At 69.1% G+C, this 15,760-nt stretch carries 16 protein-coding genes; 8 read left to right on the forward strand and 8 right to left on the reverse strand.

All coding sequences use genetic code 11. The features are described 5' to 3' along the window. Positions 1-35 precede the first annotated feature (35 nt). The 4 genes from H0E82_RS15655 to H0E82_RS15670 form a co-directional block, all read right to left on the reverse strand. Positions 36-2,234: a peptidoglycan-binding protein gene (locus tag H0E82_RS15655; protein ID WP_180546381.1), complete on the reverse strand. Its 2,199-nt coding sequence runs from the start codon at positions 2,232-2,234 to the stop codon at positions 36-38. A 638-nt stretch (positions 2,235-2,872) separates the two neighbouring features. Continuing rightward, entirely contained in the window at positions 2,873-4,015 is a 1,143-nt protein-coding gene (locus H0E82_RS15660; RefSeq protein ID WP_180546382.1) for a phospholipase A, read from the reverse strand. After that, the gene (locus H0E82_RS15665; RefSeq protein WP_180546383.1) at positions 4,012-5,106 is read right to left on the reverse strand and encodes a mechanosensitive ion channel family protein; all 1,095 of its coding nucleotides are present in this window, start codon (positions 5,104-5,106) and stop codon (positions 4,012-4,014) included. Before H0E82_RS15665 ends, H0E82_RS15660 begins: the two co-directional genes overlap by 4 nt. Before the next feature lie 78 nt (positions 5,107-5,184). Then, entirely contained in the window at positions 5,185-5,685 is a 501-nt protein-coding gene (locus H0E82_RS15670) for a DUF456 domain-containing protein (RefSeq protein WP_180546384.1), read from the reverse strand. A gap of 259 nt (positions 5,686-5,944) precedes the next feature. Between H0E82_RS15670 and H0E82_RS15675 the strand changes: the two genes are divergently transcribed. Further along, positions 5,945-6,151: a cold-shock protein gene (locus tag H0E82_RS15675; protein ID WP_180546385.1), complete on the forward strand. Its 207-nt coding sequence runs from the start codon at positions 5,945-5,947 to the stop codon at positions 6,149-6,151. 77 nt (positions 6,152-6,228) lie between these two features. On the opposite strand, the gene H0E82_RS15680 is transcribed toward H0E82_RS15675, so the two are convergent. Together H0E82_RS15680 and H0E82_RS15685 are read right to left on the reverse strand one after the other, a co-directional pair. Continuing rightward, positions 6,229-6,708 (reverse strand): peptidoglycan-associated outer membrane lipoprotein precursor, encoded by a 480-nt coding sequence (locus H0E82_RS15680; protein WP_180546386.1) that lies wholly within the window; start codon positions 6,706-6,708, stop codon positions 6,229-6,231. A 179-nt stretch (positions 6,709-6,887) separates the two neighbouring features. Continuing rightward, complete coding sequence (locus tag H0E82_RS15685; RefSeq protein ID WP_180546387.1) at positions 6,888-7,334, reverse strand: hypothetical protein; 447 nt, start codon at positions 7,332-7,334, stop codon at positions 6,888-6,890. Positions 7,335-7,429: 95 nt separating this feature from the next. Between H0E82_RS15685 and H0E82_RS15690 the strand changes: the two genes are divergently transcribed. After that, positions 7,430-8,230 carry a tRNA threonylcarbamoyladenosine dehydratase gene (locus tag H0E82_RS15690; RefSeq protein WP_180546388.1) on the forward strand — a complete coding sequence of 267 codons (801 nt, stop codon included), beginning with the start codon at positions 7,430-7,432 and terminating at the stop codon, positions 8,228-8,230. 32 nt (positions 8,231-8,262) lie between these two features. Here H0E82_RS15690 and H0E82_RS15695 read toward each other — a convergent pair whose 3' ends face one another. Next, entirely contained in the window at positions 8,263-9,036 is a 774-nt protein-coding gene (locus H0E82_RS15695; protein WP_180546389.1) for a TatD family hydrolase, read from the reverse strand. Between the two features lie 19 nt (positions 9,037-9,055). Then, a complete protein-coding gene (locus tag H0E82_RS15700; RefSeq protein WP_180546390.1) occupies positions 9,056-9,304 on the reverse strand; it encodes a DUF6116 family protein in 249 nt (82 codons plus the stop codon). A 177-nt stretch (positions 9,305-9,481) separates the two neighbouring features. Here H0E82_RS15700 and H0E82_RS15705 point away from each other — a divergent pair, with 177 nt between their 5' ends. The 6 genes from H0E82_RS15705 to H0E82_RS15730 all read left to right on the forward strand — a co-directional run bounded on the left by H0E82_RS15705 (position 9,482) and on the right by H0E82_RS15730 (position 15,756). Then, entirely contained in the window at positions 9,482-10,276 is a 795-nt protein-coding gene (locus H0E82_RS15705; protein WP_180546391.1) for a glycine zipper 2TM domain-containing protein, read from the forward strand. Positions 10,277-10,398: 122 nt separating this feature from the next. Beyond that, on the forward strand, positions 10,399-11,562 hold the full coding sequence (locus H0E82_RS15710; protein ID WP_180546392.1) for an acyl-CoA dehydrogenase family protein: 1,164 nt from the start codon (positions 10,399-10,401) through the stop codon (positions 11,560-11,562). A gap of 135 nt (positions 11,563-11,697) precedes the next feature. Continuing rightward, positions 11,698-12,246 (forward strand): GNAT family N-acetyltransferase, encoded by a 549-nt coding sequence (locus H0E82_RS15715; protein WP_180546393.1) that lies wholly within the window; start codon positions 11,698-11,700, stop codon positions 12,244-12,246. Beyond that, a complete protein-coding gene (locus H0E82_RS15720; protein ID WP_328797059.1) occupies positions 12,243-12,818 on the forward strand; it encodes a GNAT family N-acetyltransferase in 576 nt (191 codons plus the stop codon). Before H0E82_RS15715 ends, H0E82_RS15720 begins: the two co-directional genes overlap by 4 nt. Next, on the forward strand, positions 12,818-13,471 hold the full coding sequence (locus H0E82_RS15725) for a glutathione S-transferase family protein (protein WP_328797077.1): 654 nt from the start codon (positions 12,818-12,820) through the stop codon (positions 13,469-13,471). Before H0E82_RS15720 ends, H0E82_RS15725 begins: the two co-directional genes overlap by 1 nt. Before the next feature lie 11 nt (positions 13,472-13,482). Further along, complete coding sequence (locus H0E82_RS15730; RefSeq protein WP_180546396.1) at positions 13,483-15,756, forward strand: thiamine pyrophosphate-dependent enzyme; 2,274 nt, start codon at positions 13,483-13,485, stop codon at positions 15,754-15,756. Positions 15,757-15,760: the final 4 nt, after the last annotated feature.

A 15,760-nucleotide genomic window follows, 5' to 3' on the forward strand; every position in this document is an offset into this window, starting at 1 on the left:
GGCCCGAAACGGCGTCAACGCGGACGGCACCCGGCTCAGGGCCGCGACAGGTAGCCGGCGAACGGATCCACCGCGCGTGAATCAAGCGGCGCGCCGTTGGAGTTCGGGCGCACCTCGAAGTGCAGATGGGCATCGCCGGTCGACGGGGTGTTGCCGGTGCGGCCCAGCGTGCCCACCTGGGTACTGGTCGTCACGTCCTGACCAACCCGCACGCCGATTGTGTCGAGATGCGCATACACCGTCTGCAGGCGCGTGGTCGGGTCGTACACGATCACCGTGTTGCCGTAGCCGCTCATCTGGCCGGCGAAGATGACCTCGCCGTTGCTGTACGACTCCACCCGGGCGCCGACGGGGCCGTTGATGTCCACGCCCATGTGCGTCCGTCCGCCCGCGCGCGCGGTACCGAACTCGCCTTCACCCTCGCCGGGCTTGTCCGCCCGGTTGATGGTGAACTGGCCCGGCACCGGCCAGCGGTCCCCGGCACCGGCGCGTTGCAGCGCCTGGAACGTCGTCGGGCCGAGGATGCCCGTCGCCTGCACGCCGTTGTCGGCCTGGAAGTCCCGCAGTGCGGCTTCGGTCCGCGTTCCGAAGTTTCCGTTCTCCGCGGCCGCGTCGGCCGCGGTCATGTGCTCGAGGGCGACCAGCCGCTCGTGCAGACCCTGAATCACGGAGGCGTTCGCATTCCGCTCGACGCCGACGCCGCCGAGTACCGCGTCCATCGCTGCCCGTGTATCCGGCCCGTAGTCGCCGTCGACGCGCAGCCCCGCTGCGGACTGGAAACTGCGCACGGCGCCTTCGGTGGCGGGGCCGAAGATGCCGCTGCCGGCGGTCGCGGTCGACGCGTCGAGCACGCCGAGCCTGACAAGGGCCGTCTGCACGGCAGCCACGCCGTCGCCGGTCGCACCACGCTGCAGGATCCCCGCGGGCAATGCGCCGGCCGAGCCGGCGGGCGGCGCCGGCGTCGCCCCGTCGTCCGGTTGCACGGCCCGCGCGAACGCAGCGCGCGTGTCGGGCCCGTAGATACCGTCAGCGGCGATGCCCGCGTTGCGCTGGAAGGCGGTGAGCGCAGCCTCGGTCGCCGGACCGAAAGTGCCACGCCCGGCTGCCGCGGTTCCGGCGTCGAGCAAGCCGAGTCCCACCAGGGCATCCTGCACCGCGGCGACCTGCGCACCGCTGTCGCCGCGGCGGAAAACGCCCTGCGGCAACGCGCCATTGCCATCCGGCGCCGTGGGCGGCGCAGGCTGCGAGGTCGGCGGCGCCGCGTCCAGGCCGAACAGGCTGCGTCCGGTCGCGTCGTCGAGCAGCCCGGTCGGCGGCAAGCCGTTGGCGGCCTGGAACGCGCGGATGGCGCCCGACGTGTTCGGGCCGAACTCGGCGTCGACGAATCCCGCACGCTGCGCCTGAGGCACCGCATCGACATCGAGCAGCCGTTGCTGCACCGCGCCCACGCCGCCGTACAGGCGCGAGGCCACCGCCTGGGTGGCCTCGCCGGAGGTGATGCGGCCGTCGCGGTTGAAATCGAGACCGGCGTTCTGCGTGTACTCGATATTGCCACGCACGAAATCACGCCCGGCCGGGGTGCGCAGCGTCGCATCCGGATCCGGCGTGGCGCGTCCCGACAGCACCGAGGTGTAGACGCCCTCGAGCGTGCCGAGCCGACCTTCGTATTGGGCGAAGTACTGCTCGACCACGTCGAGCTGCTGCACCGGGCTCATGCGCGCCAGGGCCTCGACGCTGGTGCCCAGCGCGCGCGCGGTCGCGGGAATGAACTGGATCAGTCCGGTGGCGTTCGACACGGGGTTGACCGTGGATGCGCTGAAGGCGCCGCCGGTCTCGAAGCTCATCACGGCCATCAGATGCTCGGGCCGCGCGCCGATCCGCGCGGCGATCTCCTCGACCTTCGCGATGAATTCGGGGGTGACGTTGGCATTGCCGCGTACGCCCTGGATCGACTGGTAATCGAAGCCGGTCGGCGCATCCGCGCCGTCGGGTGTCGCCGCCCGGGCGGCGGCGGGCATGGACAGGTTGTCGCCCGGATAGACCATGTCCGGATTGGCGATGCCGTTGGCCTCCGCCAGCAACCGCGGGTCCACGCCCAGCAGGGCGGCCACGTCGCCGAGCGTCTGCCCGGATTGCACGGTGTAGCGTGCGCAGGCACCGGCGCCGCTGTCCCAGGGCGCGAAGGCGTGGCGGTCGGTCGTCGCGGGGGTACGCAGGTCGACGGCGGATGACATGGCGTTCTCCGGAGCGTGGATTGCGGGCGTGTGCGTATTCTCGCGTCGCCGGCGCACGGATACAGGTAGGGCGTGCCCTAGCGTGGCCCCATGCGGGCGACTGCCTGCGGGAATCCGGCGCCATCGTCCTGCGTACCGGCCTGCGATTGCGCAGTCGCGCCGCCCACGTTGCCCCCGAGCCGTCCTGGCGGCCGGACGGGCAGAGCGGCGACCGTCCGCGGCGGCCCGGCCCGCCTGGACCGCGATCGCCGGCACGCCGACCGATCGTCGGACCGGCCCTGGCTTGGTGTGCCTGCCGTCGGTCGCGCATGACGACCCACGGGATTGCGCCGTCCGATACTGGAGCCACGTCGACGCCGGTTCGCCGATTGGGGCCGGCCGGGAGGCCTCGCGGACCGATGCGCCCGCGGCCAACGGCCTGTTGGCCGGAGCATCCGGCCACGTCCTCCCACCCGCGTTTCGAGCCCGTCTCCCGCCGCATTGCTGTCCCAGGCGAGCAGCGATGACAGTGCCGACGACGACGCAGGCGCGAATGCACGCACCGCGCCATCGGCCCGCACGCGGCCATCCGGTGTCACCTGCCCGACGGCGTCACCCGCGGCAGCGCGCAGACCCGATGTCTGCGGCGGCGATGGTGTCTAGAACCACTCCAGCAGTGAGATGCCCAGACCCACGTAGGTCGCCTTGTGGTTGTAGTCGATCAGGCTTTCGCCGTAACCGTCGAATATCTGCACATGACCACGGAAGTTGCGGTGGATCGGAAAGCCCCAGTCGAACTGCAGCGCGCCTCGCGAGCGATCGCCGCCGCGCAGGGTATGGCGGGCCATCAGCGAGAACTCGTGCTCGCCGCGCACATGGGTGAGAGTCGCATCGCCACGCCCCATGTAATCCTCCATATCCGGATTGTCGTCGTCGTTGCCGTCCGACAGACGGATCCACGGGCGCACCATCAGCGCCCAGTCCTCGCGATCGAAGCCCACGTTGAAGATGACCCGGTTCCAGCTGCGCGACAGCGGATCGCCGCGTCCGTTGGACTGGTGGTTGATCCCCACGCCCGCCATCCGGCCGCTCCAGCCGCCGGGCAGCCGGTAGCCGGTGCGGAACGCCATCAGCACTTCCGGCTCGTAATTGGTCTCCCGGAACGGCCGCGACTCGTCGGTGCTGTAGACCTGCCAACGCGAGCTCTGGGTGTAACCCATCCAGATGTCGCCGTTGCTGCCGAACAGGTTTTCCACCGCCTTGGTCTTGAAGCTGATCTGGAACTTCGCCTCCAGGTGGTCCAGTGCCTGCGGCACCTGCACCACGTTGTCGGGATTGGGCGAGGTCGGTGCGCGGTTCACATCCGAGGTCCAGAACGCAGGCAACAGATAGACGGGCTTGTACGCGCGCAGGTTGAAGATGCCGAGCTTGGAATCCTTGGCGAGTTCCCAGCGGCTGTCGAGCAGGGAACCCTGGCCGGCATTGGCGATCGCATCGGCCAGGCGCGAGGTACCGTCGTGCGCGTACAGGTTGCGGCCGCCGCGTGGCGTGTCGGCCATCGCGTCGGCGCGCACCGCAGGGTTGTCCAGCAGGGCCCGGGCCTGCGCGGCCTCGGTGTCCGCCGCGGCCGACGTGCGCGCCTGACGGCCCAGCGCGGCGTCGTAACAGGCGAGACGCTGGGCATCGGTTTCGACCGCCACGCAGGCCTCGACGCTGGCGGGAGCGGACGGCGCCGGCTGCGCCAGAGCGAATGACGATGCGCCGGCAAGGGCGACGGACAGGGAGGCGCGGGTCAATCTCATGCGGTGGTGTCCTTGGGGTTGAGCAGGTTCTGCTCGCTGGTGAGTGCCTCGGCGACCTGCGGGTCGATATCACGGTTCACGGAGGTATCCACGCCGAGACTGGTGGCCGGCTCGACTTCGATAGCCGGCTCCGCTGCTCCGGCGGCGTCGGCGCGCCCCAGCAGCACATGGCTCGTGTTGCGGGGAGTTTCGATGCCCGCTCGCCAGAACGCGCCTTTGACGAGGCGGATCGCCTCGCTCCGCGTCTTGCCCAGATCGCTCGTGCGCTGATCGATCCAGCCGAAGAAGCGCAAGGTGATTCCCGACGGCGTCGCCTCGACCACGGTCCAGGACGGCGCCGGGGTGTCGAGGACACCGTCGATGCCTGCGATCTCGGCCAGCGCGAGGGTCTGTGCGCGCCGGATCGACTGGCTCTGGTCGATCTGGAAACTGAAATCGAAACGCCGGGTCGGGTTGCTGGTGAAGTTGAGCAGCACCGCCTTGAACACCAGCGCGTTCGGCAGGCGCAGCTCGTTGCCGTCCATCGTCACCAGCACCATGTCGCGCGCGCTGAGCGCGGCCACCCGGCCTTCGTGGTTGTCGATGCGTACCGTGTCGCCCGGCGCGAACGGGCGCCGGAGGCTCAGCAGCACGCCGGCGATGTAATTCTCGGCGATGTCCTTGAAGGCGAAGCCCAGGGCGAGCCCGAGTACGCCGGCCGAACCCAGCAGAGCACCGACCAGCGCGGTCGCGTTGAGCAGGTCGAGGGCCACGAGGACGCCAGCGATGAGGATCACCGCCCGCACGACGCGCCTGATCAGCCCGTCGAGATACGGATTGCGCGTGCGCAGCCGCAGCCAGTGCAGCCGGTTCGAGACGAAGCGCGCCACCTGCGCCGCGACGAGCACGATGACGACGGCCGCCAGAAGCAGCGGCAGGCTGGCGATCAGCCGGCCGATGCGTGCATACGCTTCCTCGTAGACCGCGTCGAAACGGCCGAGGACGTCCACGTCCGGAACGACCACCGCATCGGGCGCAACCGCGGGGGAGGCGAGTACATCTGCCGGGGTCATGCACAGGAGCAGGCACAGCAGGACGAGGATCCGGGCCATGGCGGTCAGAGATCCCGCCGATACGGGATGAGCGGATGCGCGGGTGTCAGACGGTGCGGGCATCCGGACATTGTCGCGTCAGAACCACCACGCGAATGCGAAGAGCCCGAGCATCAGCACGGCGAGCGAGAGCTTGAGCGCGACCCCCAGCGCGATGCCGACCCACGTACCGAAGCCGACCCGCGTGGCCTGACCGAGTCCGGCCGGACGCAGGTCGCGCCGGCTGACGAGTTCGCCGGCCACCGCGCCCACGAACGGACCCGCGAACAGGCCGGGAATCCCGAAGAACAGGCCGACGACCGTACCGATGACGGCACCGAGCAGCGCGAGGCGACTCGCGCCGACCCGTTTTGCGCCGAGGGCGGTCGCCCAGAAATCGATCAGGAACGAGGCTGCCGTGATCAGGCCGAGCGTGACCAGCACCGCTGCACCCACGCGCTCGAAGCCGCCTGCCCAGGCGGCCAGAAGCATGCCTGAAAACAGCAGTGGGAGGCCTGGCAACGCCGGGAGCACGACACCCGCGATTCCGATCAGCATCAGAAGCGCCGCGAGCACGTAGAACAGCCCGGTCAGCTCCATGCGGATGTCGCCGGATCAGCGTTCGGGGTCGGCGTTTGGCGCCCTGTTTCACTCGATTGCATTTTCATATTTGCCGGGGTACTTTGCAGACGCTGTGTTTGTCAAGGTCACCGTGATTCGTGACCCTGCGTGAGTAGGTTCGTGTTGGCTCGTCCCACCGGTCCGCTGCATCGTCGCACCCGTGTTCTCCTTGCAACCAGCCGCCTGACAGGCGTTTCATCGATCGAAACATCGGACAGTTCCAGGGAGAGAGAGCAACATGCCTCGTGAATCAGGTATCGTGAAGTGGTTCAATGACGCCAAGGGGTTTGGCTTCATCAGTCGCGAAAGCGGCGAAGACGTCTTCGTGCATTTCCGCGCTATCCAGGGCACCGGCTTCAAGAGCCTGCAGGAAGGGCAGAAGGTCGAGTTCGAAGTGGTCCAGGGCCAGAAGGGCCTGCAGGCGGATGCGGTCACTCCGCTCTGATCCCACATCGCCCCAAATTGAAAACCCGGCCTCGCGGCCGGGTTTTTTTATGATCCGGATTCGATCCGTGGCATCGATCAATAGACGTAAGCGCGACCGTTCTGCACCCGGACGTAGGCGCCTTCCTGGATGCCACCCAGATCGCTCTGGGTGACGACCGTGGTCCGTCCGTCCTGCATGCGCACGTGGACGTTGTACTGGCCACCACCCTCGACACGATTCTGGATCGCATTGCCCGCGACCGCGCCGCCCACGGCGCCGGCGCCGATCGCGACATTGCGCCGCCCCTCGCTGTCGGTGTTCCGGCGTGCGAGCTCTTTCGCCGCGACGGCGCCGACGACGCCGCCGATCAGCGGCCCGGCGATGTTGGGGTTCGTATTGCCACCGATCGCCTCGATCCGCGTGACGGTGCCACAGTCGTAGCAGTTGGCCGGACGATTGCCGTAGCCGCCGCCGTAGCCGCTGTTGCCGTAGCCCGAGCCGCCCGGCGACGTGGCGCAGCCGGCGAGTGCGAGCGACGCGGCGACGAGGGCAGTTCCGATCAGACGCTGTTTCATGGGTGTTTCCTCCACTGCGTACGCAGCATTGCGGGTCTGGAAGCACGGGCAGCTGCCCGACGTGGCCACGCTAGGGAAGCGCGTGTGAATGGCGCAGCAATTCCACCGGTCCGCGCGCCGTCTCTCATGTGCGATGCAGTCGGGATTCAGTCGCCGCGATGCTGCGACGCAACAGGCAGTCAGTAGAAGCGTACGTCGCGATGGCAGGCGGTGCAGGCGTCGTCGATCCTGCGCAGCGCGTCCCCGAGCGCCTCGCAGCTTGCGGGCGGGGCGGAGAGCATCGCCTCGACATCCGTACGCAACGCGTCGCCATGGCTGCCGAACGCCGGGTGGTCGCGCAGCGCCGGAAACGCCGGATCCAGATCGTCGGCCAGCGCACGCAGTGTGCGCAACCGCGGGGCGATGTCCGACGTTGTGCACGTGCCCGCGCGTACGAGAGCGTCGAGTTGGGCGGACTGCGCTTCGAACAGGCGCATCACTGCGTGGGGGTAATGGACCTGCCAGTCCTTGCGGGCCTCGATCGCGCGCAACGCCGCGACCAGAAGGAACGCGCCCGCGACGAGACCGACGACCAGCACCACGGCATAGCGCGCGGCGGCGGAAGCAGCAGGTGGGGGCTGCGACATCGGCGAGGTCCGCTGGCGGAAGGGCCGCGACCTTAGCACGCCGATGTCGCGCGCCCGGAAGACCGGGCGTGCGGCCGACGGGTAGAATTCGACGCATGAACGAAGACGCGCGCGCCCGGTTTTCCGGCATCGACCGGCTGTATGGACAGGGCACGGTGGCGCGACTCCTCGGGTGCCATGTCGCCATCGTCGGCCTCGGCGGTGTGGGCTCGTGGGTAGCCGAAGCGCTCGCGCGCAGCGGCGTCGGCATGCTCACCCTGATCGATGCCGACGATCTCTGTGTGTCCAATACCAATCGCCAGTTGCCGGCACTCGAAGGCCAATACGGACGCAGCAAGGTGCGGGTGATGGCCGAGCGTTGTCGCGCGATCCATCCCGGGATGACGGCGCATGCGATCGAGGCCTTCGTGACCCCCGCCAATCTCGACGAGATGCTGGGGCGCGGATACGACCTGGTGATCGATGCCTGCGACAGTTTCCGCAGCAAGGTCGAGCTGATCGCCTGGTGCCGTCGTCGGAAGCTGCCGGTGCTCACGGTCGGCGCTGCGGGGGGGCGGGTCGATCCGACGCTGGTGCGCGTGCGCGATCTCTCGCGCACCGAGCACGACGCGATGCTGGCGCTGATCCGCAAGAAGCTGCGCGCGGAGTTCAACTTCCCGAAAGGGCCCAAGCGCTATTTCAGCGTGCCCGCGGTGTATTCGCTGGAGAACGTCCGCTACCCGCAAGCCGACGGAAGCGTCTGCGGCCTGCGCCCCCAACTGGGGCCCGACGCAGCCTTGAATCTGGACTGCGGCGGCGGGCTCGGCGCCGCGACCCACATCACCGGTGCGTTCGCGTTCGCGGCTGTCGGCAAGGCGCTGGACCTGTTGCTCAAGCCTCCGCGTGCGGCGGAGTGAGGTCGTCGCGAGTGGTGACGTGCGAAGCCGCGTCAGGGCAGGGGCAGGCCGAACAGGCGGGCGGCGTTCGCCGTGGTCCGGTTCGCGACCTCGCGGATGCTTTCACCGCGCAGGCCTGCGACCACTTCACAGACCCGCCTGATCCGCGCGGGTTCGTTGCGCTGCCCGCGGTGCGCGCTGTCGGGCTGGTCCGGAGCATCGGTCTCGAGCAGCAGCTGCTCGGGCGGGAGTGCGGCCACCACACGGTGCAGGCGTCGCGCCCGCTCGTAGGTGACCGGCCCGCCGATGCCGATATGGAATCCGAGGGTCCATAACTGGGCGGCCTGTTCCGGACTTCCTGAAAAACTGTGCACGACGCCGCGGATGCCGGTGTGGCGGCGAAGTGCGGCGATCACGGCGTCCACCGCGCGACGGGCGTGCACGATCACCGGCAGGTCGTGAGCGCGTGCCAGCGCCAGCTGGCGATCGAAGTACATCGCCTGGAGATCGCGGTCCAGGCCATCGATGAAGTAGTCCAGACCGCATTCGCCCACGGCCACCGGGCGATCGGCATGCAGGCGTGCTTCGAGGTGTTCGAGGTCTTCGGGTACGTGCGCGTCGAGGAATACCGGATGCAGGCCCCAGGCGGGGTGCAGGTCGAGGTGTCCGGCGCAGACCGCGCCGAGCCGGTCCCACCCCGCGCGGTCGATCGCGGGCACGATCTGGTGGATCACGCCGGCCTGACGTGCGCGCGCATGCACGGCGTCGCGATCGTCGTCGAATGCATCGACGTCGAAATGGCAATGGCTGTCGATCAGGGCGCCCATGCGCCGCGCCCCCGAGCGGTCAGCGGCGACGCGCCTGGCCGTCGATCGGGTCGCGGCCTGCACCGCGCGGGCTTCGGGCAGGTGCCGGGTCACGCTTGCGCTTGGCCAGCATCACGGTGGCCAGACCGAGCAGGATCTCGTCGACCAGGATGATCGGATCGGGAATCAGCAGATTGATCCCGAACAGGGTGGCGATCACCACGAACATCCGGGGATAGCTCAATCGCGACAGCCAGGCGACCAGCGGAGCGGAGAACGGACTGGGCATCGGTGCCTCGGCGCAGGGGGTGCGTCAACGCTAGCACGCGTGGATGCATGGACGCTGGACGTCGCTTTCGTTCACCGCTGCGTCAGTCTGTCGACCGAATCTGCGGCCTCCATTCAGCTTGAAACTGTTGCAATCGCTTCGACGCACGACTGGCCACCGAGGCCGAAGGAGACCCCGATGAAAGGCAATACTCTCGCGATCGCATTGGCGTCGCTGCTGGTGGGCGGCGTGGCCGTTGGGGCCTATCACAACAGCCGGGATGCGGTGCCGCGCGCGGATCAGCCGACGTCAGCGGCCGCATCGACCGTCGACGCCGCCACCGGTGAGGTGGTCGACGCGCCGCGTGATGCGCTCGAATACGCGGACGTGCTCACGGTCCGCCCGGTGACGGAGTCGGGGCAGATCTTCGCGACGGTGCTGGGCACCGAGCCGGTGCGCGAAACCATGACCACCACCTCTCCGCGCGAGGTCTGCCAGGACGTCGTCGTGCAGGAGCGGCTGCCCGAACGCGACGGCAACGTCGGCGGCACGGTGGCGGGTGCGCTGATCGGCGGTCTGGTCGGCAACCAGGTCGGGGGTGGCAATGGACGCAAGGTGGCGACCGTCGCCGGCGCTGCGACCGGCGGGTACGTGGGCAACCGGATCGACCGCAATCATGTCGGCGGCCGGGTGGTGGAGCGCGTCGACCGACAGTGCCGCACCGTGCAGGATTCGGCGCAGTCCTCGCGCGTGGTCGCCTACAACGTGACCTATCGCAATCCCGACGGCACCACCGGCTCGATGCGCACCGACAGCAAGCCCGGCAACCGAATCCTGCTCGGGGACGAGGAGAAGACCATCGGTTACGACGTCACGTACCGCTACGACGGCAGTGAGCGCACGATCCGCATGGACGAGGCCCCGGGCGAACGTCTGCCGGTGGTGAACGGCCGGATCATGACCGCCGCCGTGGATGTCGCCGAGCGCGGTTGAGACTGCGCGCTTCCGGGAGACCTGGAACGGGCCGGCATCAGCCGGCCCGTTTTTGTTGCGCCGCCCCAACGGACGAGGGGACGCCTGGCTAGAATGCAGGTCTCTCTGTCGGTCGAGCGCCCATGGCCCTGCATCCCTACGATCTCTACGACGTGCGCGCGCTGCTCAGCGAGGAGGAGCGTGCGGTGCAGGATGCAGTCGCACGGTTCACCGATGAGCGCGTGCTGCCGATCATCGGCGACTGCTTCGATGCCGGACGCTTTCCATCCGAGCTCGTTCCGGAGATGGCTGCGCTCGGCCTGCTCGGCGCGACCCTCCCCGAGGCGTACGGGTGCGCCGGTCTCAACTCCGTCAGTTACGGGCTGATCTGCCAGGAGCTTGAGCGTGGCGATTCCGGCCTGCGCAGCTTCGCCAGCGTGCAGTCGTCGCTGTGCATGTATCCGATCCATGCCTACGGCGACGAAGCCCAGCGGCGGCGTTGGTTGCCGCAGATGGCTGCCGGCGAGGTGATCGGTTGCTTCGGCCTGACCGAGGCGCACGGCGGTTCGGATCCCGCCAACATGAAGACCCACGCCCGCCGCGATGGCGACGACTGGGTGATCAACGGCGCCAAGATGTGGATCACCAACGGCAATCTGGCCCATGTGGCCATCGTCTGGGCGCAGACCGACGACGGGATCCAGGGGTTTCTGGTGGAGCGCGGATTCCGCGGCTTCAGCGCACAGGAGATCAAGCACAAGATGAGCCTGCGCGCGTCGGTCACCAGCGCACTCTATTTCGACGACGTGCGCGTACCCGACGCCAACCGGCTGCCGAACGTGAAAGGCCTCAAGGGCCCCCTGGGTTGTCTCAACCAGGCGCGCTACGGCATCACCTGGGGCCCGATCGGGGCCGCGATCGCCTGTCTCGACGAGGCGCTGCGGTATTCGAAGGAGCGCGTCCTCTTCGAACGCCCGGTGGCCGCGACCCAGAGCGCGCAGATCAAGCTGGCAGACTGGGCCCGCCGCATCACCACCGCGCAGCTGCTGTCGCTGCAGCTCGGCCGGCTCAAGGACGCCGGCACGATGCAGCCCACCCAGGTGTCGCTCGCGAAATGGAACAACTGCCGCATGGCCATCGACATCGCACGCGAGGCCCGGGATCTGCTCGGCGGCGCGGGCATCACCACCGAACATTGCCCGATCCGCCACGCGCTCAATCTGGAATCGGTGATCACCTACGAGGGCACCGAAACCGTGCATCAGCTCGTCGTGGGGCGCGAGCTCACCGGTATCAATGCGTTCTGAGCGCTCGGTGCGAACGCCGCCATCGGGCAAACCCATCAGGACGCGGCTCGCGTGCCGGCCCGCAGCGCACCTGCGCACCGGTCGCGCCCGACTCGGCACGCGGACGAGCCGGGCCGGTCCGCAGGAGCATGGGTCTTGACCTTTCCTGTACTGACGACCGCGCGCCTCACGCTGCGCGTGCCGCGGATCGAGGATTTCGAGCGTTACGCCGAGGTGATCGGCGACCCCGTCGCTGCGCGCCACATCGGCGGGCATCTGCCGCGTGCGGGGGCATGGCGGCGCTTCCTGCAGATGCCGGGCGCGTGGCTCGTGCAGGGATTCGCGATGTTCTCGGTGATCGATACCGCGACCGGACGCTGGCTCGGCCAGTCCGGGCCCTGGCGTCCGGAGGGCTGGCCCGGGAACGAGATCGGCTTCGTGTTCCACCCCGACGCCTGGGGGCGCGGCTACGCCCGGGAAGCGACGGCAGCGGCGATGGACTGGGCGTTCGACCACCTCGGTTGGGATGCGGTGATCCACTGCATCGAGCCGGGAAACGTCGCCTCGCAACGGCTCGCGCAGCGGCTCGGATCGATCAACACCGGGCCGGGACGCCTGCCGCCGCCTTCGGATGGAGTCGCCGTGGACATCTGGCGGCAGAGCGCGGCGCAATGGCGCGCGCGGCGCGGCGGCGACGCGGCGTGATCGCGCGGCCGCTCTCGCCACTGGGCCCGACGCTGGAAACGCCACGGCTCTGGCTGCGCCCTCCGTCGGTCGAAGACTTCGAGGCGTGGGCAGCATTTCTTGGCGACGCCGAGGCCGCACGCCACATCGGCGGCACACAGCCGCGTGCGACTGCGTGGCGTTCGCTTGCGACGATGGTCGGAGCCTGGCATCTGAACGGCTCGGCGATGTTCTCGCTGATCGACAAACGCAGCGGACGATGGCTGGGGCGTGTGGGCCCCTGGCGGCCCGAGGGCTGGCCCGGCACGGAAGTCGGCTGGGGCGTGGTGCGCGACGCCTGGGGACATGGATACGCCCACGAGGCGGCCACCGTGACGATCGACTGGGCCTTCGACGTCCTGGGCTGGTCGGAGGTGATCCACACCATCGATCCGGACAACGTGGCCTCCAAGGGCGTCGCACGCAAGCTCGGCTCGTGTCGCCTGCGCATGGGCCGCCTGCCCGAGCCGTATCACGAACTGCCCGTCGAGATCTGGGGGCAATCGCGCGCCGAGTGGAACGCGGCGCGGGCCCGGCGGCAGCGGATACCGTGATCACTGTCTACGGGTACCGCGCGTCGGGCAACTGCCACAAGGTCCGCCTGCTGCTCGACCAGCTGGGCCGGCCCCACCGGTGGGTGGACGTGGACAGCCCGGCCGGTGCGACGCGAAGCCCGGCGTTCCTCGCGCTCAACCCCAACGGCAAGGTGCCAGTGCTGCAGCGCGAGGACGGTGCCGTGCTGGTGGAATCCAACGCGATGCTCGTCTGGCTCGCCGAAGGCACGGCGTTCCTGCCCGACGACGCATGGGCGCGTGCCCAGGCCTTCTCGTGGTTGTTCTTCGAGCAGTACAGTCACGACCCCGACGTGGCGGTGGCGCGTTTCATCCGCGGCTGGACCGCGCTGGACGACGCGCGCAGATCCACCCTGCCGGGCCTGCAGGCCCGCGGCCACGTCGCCCTGCAGCTCATGGACGGGCATCTGAGGACCAGCCCCTGGTTCACCGGCGCCCGGTACGGCATCGCCGACATCGCCTTGAGCGCCTACACCGCGGTGGCAGAGGAGGGCGGCTACGACCTGACGCCGTATCCGGCCCTGCGCGACTGGCTGGCCCGGGTCGAAGCGACGCCGGCCTATCACGCCATGCCCGCGCCGCCGGCCGAGGTGGTCGCACGTTTCGCCCACGCCTGCCGATCTTCCGACGACTGACGGACGAGCCCATGACCTTCCAGCGCGTTCCCGATCCGATTCCCGCCCGCATGCGCGGACTCAACCGCGCCGAGATCTGCGACGTCAATTTCCAGGAGTTCGTCCGGGACTGGTCGGGCACGTCGTGCCGCACGCCACCGCAGGATGACTCGGCGATCCTGGCCGACAGCGCGCTGGGGGTCTCCGCTTTCCGCGAGCTGTTCGAATCGCAGCTGATCAGTCGCCATCTGGACCTGATGGCGCGCGTGCTCCGGGTCCAGAACAAGGTCTTTTACACGATCGGTTCGAGCGGCCACGAAGGCAACGCCCTGGTCGGGCGCCTCACCCGGCACACGGATCCGGCCTTTCTTCACTATCGCAGCGGTGCATTCATGGCCGAGCGGTCCCGCAAGGTGCCCGGCCTGGACCCCGTGCTCGATTCCGCGTTGTCGCTGGCTGCCAGCCGGGACGATCCGGCCAGCGGTGGGCGGCACAAGGTGTGGGGAAGCAAGCCACTGTGGGTATTGCCCCAGACGTCCACCATCGCCTCGCATCTTCCCAAGGCGCTCGGCACGGCCATGGCGATCGGGCACGCACGGCGGATCGGGCACGTGCTGCCGGTGCCGGACGACAGCATCGTCGTCTGTTCGTTCGGCGACGCATCGAGCAACCACGCCACCGCGCAGACCGCGTTCAACGCGGCGGCCTGGGCCAGCTACCAGGGCTTGCCCGCGCCGGTGCTGTTCGTGTGCGAGGACAACGGCATCGGCATTTCAGTGCGCACCCCGGAAGGCTGGGTGGCGCGCAACTTCTCGCAGCGGGCGGGGCTCGATTACTTCGCGGCCGACGGCCTCGACCTCGCTGCCGGCTTCGGCGACGTGCAGCGCGCGGTCGAGCATTGCCGCCGCACGCGCCGGCCCACCTTCCTGCACCTGCGCACGACCCGTCTGATGGGCCACGCCGGCACGGATTTCGAGATCGAGTGGCGCGCGCTGGATGAACTGTGCGCGGCGGAGGCGAGCGATCCGCTGCTGCGCTCGGCCTCGATCGCGCTTGAATCGGGGGTGATGTCCGCGCCGGCCATTCTCGAGCTGTACGCCGCGCTCCGCGCCCGGTGTTTCGCAGCCGCCGAAGCCGCCGACCGGCGGCCGCGGCTGACCTCACTCGAGGCGATCATCGCGCCGCTGGCGCCGTATTCGCCGTCGGCGGTGCGTGACGAGGCGATCCGCTGCATTCCGCCGGTCGAGCGCGCGGCGGCATTCGGCGGCGAGGACCGACTGCCCGAGCATCAACCCCCGCGGCACCTGGCGATCCAGCTCAACCAGTGTCTGCACGACCTGCTGCTCAAATACCCGGAGGCGCTGCTGTTCGGCGAGGACGTGGCCCAGAAGGGCGGTGTCTACACGGTCACCAAGGGGCTGCAGAAGGCCCTGGGCGGACGCCGGGTATTCAATACCCTGCTCGACGAAACGATGATCCTGGGCATGGCGCAGGGCTACGCCAACATGGGCCTGCTGCCGTTGCCGGAAATCCAGTACCTGGCGTATTTCCACAATGCCTGCGACCAGATCCGCGGCGAAGCGGCGAGCCTGCAGTTCTTCAGCAACGGCCAGTACCGCAATCCGATGGTCGTGCGCGTGGCGTCGCTGGGCTACCAGCGCGGGTTCGGTGGCCACTTCCACAACGACAATTCGGTGACCGCGCTGCGCGACATTCCCGGCCTCGTCGTCGGTTGCCCGTCGCGCGGCGACGACGCGGTGACCATGCTGCGCACGTTGATGGCGCTGGCCAGGGTCGACGGTCGGGTCTGCATGTGCCTGGAGCCGATCGCCCTGTACATGACCAAGGATCTGTATCCCGGCGACGGTGCCTGGCTCACCGCGTATCCGCCGCCGGACGAGGCGATGCCGCTCGGCGAGCCGCGGGTCTACGATGCCGAGGCTTCTGACCTGCTGATCATCACCTTCGGCAACGGCGTGCCCATGAGCCTGCGCGCGGCCCGCGAGATCCAGGCCGAACACGGCTGGTCGGTCCGTGTGCTCGACCTGCGCTGGCTGCTGCCGCTCAACGAGACCGAGATCGCGCGACATGCCGCCGCGTGCGCGCGGGTCGTCGTGGTCGACGAGGGACGGCGCAGCGCAGGCGTGGGGGAAGGGATCGTGACCGCGATCGTCGAGGCCGGGCTGGGCGCCCGGCCCCTGCGGCGCGTCGTCGGCGCGGATACCTACACGCCGCTGGCGGGCGCAGCGCTGCTGGTCATCCCGTGCGAGTCCGATATCGTCGATGCCGCCCGGGCACTGGTCTAGACGG

Origin of the sequence: Luteimonas deserti (assembly GCF_013425765.1) — a bacterium.
Classification (GTDB): domain Bacteria; phylum Pseudomonadota; class Gammaproteobacteria; order Xanthomonadales; family Xanthomonadaceae; genus Luteimonas; species Luteimonas deserti.